The 1,659-nt window shown below is 70.8% G+C and carries 2 protein-coding genes; one reads left to right on the top strand and one right to left on the bottom strand.

From position 1 onward, the window contains the following. The first annotated feature begins 287 nt into the window (after positions 1–287). Positions 288–722 carry a PhlB family protein gene (locus tag ACWCYO_RS40650; protein ID WP_270148168.1) on the top strand — a complete coding sequence of 145 codons (435 nt, stop codon included), beginning with the start codon at positions 288–290 and terminating at the stop codon, positions 720–722. A 128-nt stretch (positions 723–850) separates the two neighbouring features. Here ACWCYO_RS40650 and ACWCYO_RS40645 read toward each other — a convergent pair. After that, positions 851–1,659 (bottom strand): electron transfer flavoprotein subunit alpha/FixB family protein (locus tag ACWCYO_RS40645; RefSeq protein ID WP_449787047.1); only part of this gene is annotated, 809 nt, incomplete at its 5' end.

Raw genomic sequence — 1,659 nt, 5'->3', positions numbered from 1 at the left:
TCCGCCGCGAACGGAGCGATCTTCGCCTCGGCCAGCGAACGCACCGCCTCACGGAGCATCTCGTGCTCCTCGGAGATGCGGAAGAGATCGAAGTCCTGGCTCATGATCGCCACTCCTGTTTCACGACGGTACTCAGTACCCTTCATTATGCATGCGCGCGGCAAAAAGGGAACTCAGTGCCTTCACAGGGCGGCACTGAGTTCCCTATCCTTTTCCTGTCGTACTACAGCCGAACTACTGACGTACTTCTGCCGACAGAGCCGGTCCGAGCGCAGGGAGATGACAACGTGGTCCACTCAGCCATCGATGCCGACACCCGGAGCACGACGCTGTACTTCCAGCGCTGTACCTGGTGCAACAACCCCACCTTCCAGCGGCTGCTCTGCCCCACCTGCGGCTCCACCGAGCTGCGGCTGGAGCCCAGCGAGGGCACCGGCGTCGTGCGGCGCTGCGCGGTCGAGCAGGCCCGCACGCCGCTGGTCCGCCAGAAGTCGCTGATCCGGATGACGGAGGGGTTCGACGTCTGGTGCATCGTCGACGGGATGCGCAGCACCGTCCCGGTCGGCACCCGGGTGCGGCTGTACTCCTCCCCCGGCTCCGACCAGCCCGAGTTGCGGCTGCTGCCGGTGGAGGAGCCGCCGGTGGAGCAGGAGGCCGAGCCGCGCCCGCTGCCGCCGCTCAAGGGCGGGTTCACCCAGCACCTGGCGGCCTTCGCCGAGTAGGCCGCGACGGGCCCCGCGGCGGACCGCGGGCCCCTGTCGGCCATGCGACGAGGCGCGACGCGACGGAGGGCGTGGCACTCGGTACCGGGGTACCGAGTGCCACGCCCTCCGTTCTTCCGCTGCGCGGATCAGCCCTTGCGGGCCTTCACCTCGGCGGTGAGCTGCGGCAGCACCTCGAAGAGGTCCCCGACCACGCCGTAGTCGGCGAGCTCGAAGATCGGGGCCTCCGGGTCCTTGTTGACGGCCACGATGGTCTTCGAGGTCTGCATGCCGGCCCGGTGCTGGATGGCGCCCGAGATGCCGTTGGCCACGTACAGCTGCGGGGAGACCTGCTTGCCGGTCTGGCCGACCTGGGAGCTGTGCGGGTACCACCCGGCGTCGACGGCGGCGCGCGAGGCACCGACGGCGGCGTCGAGCACGTCCGCGAGCTCCTCGACCACGCCGAAGCCCTCGGCGGCACCGACGCCACGGCCGCCGGAGACCACGATGGCGGCCTCGGTCAGCTCCGGGCGGCCGGTCGAGACGCGCGGGGTGCGCGAGGTGACCTTGGCGGCGTTGCCGGTGAACTCCACCGACACGTTCTCGACCGCGCCGGCGGCCGGGGCGGCCTCCGGGGCGACGGCGTTCGGCTTGACCGTGATGACCGGCACGCCGTTGCTGACGCGGGAGTCGACGGTGTACGAGGCGGCGAACACCGACTGGGTGGCGACCGGGCCCTGGTCGCCGGCGCGGACGTCCACCGCGTCGGTGATGATGCCGGAGCCGAGGCGCAGCGCCACGCGGGCGGCGACCTCCTTGCCCTCACCGGAGGACGTCACCAGGACGGCGGCCACGTCATTGGCCTTGGCGATCTGGGCCAGGGCGTCCACCTTGGGGACGACCAGCTGGTCGGCGAACTCGGCGCCGTCCGCGACGTACACCTTGGCGGCGCCGAACT

This window comes from Kitasatospora sp. NPDC001683 (genome assembly GCF_053596495.1).
The sequence above is the reverse complement of the archived record's forward strand: the minus strand, read 5'-3'. Positions and strand labels throughout refer to the sequence as shown.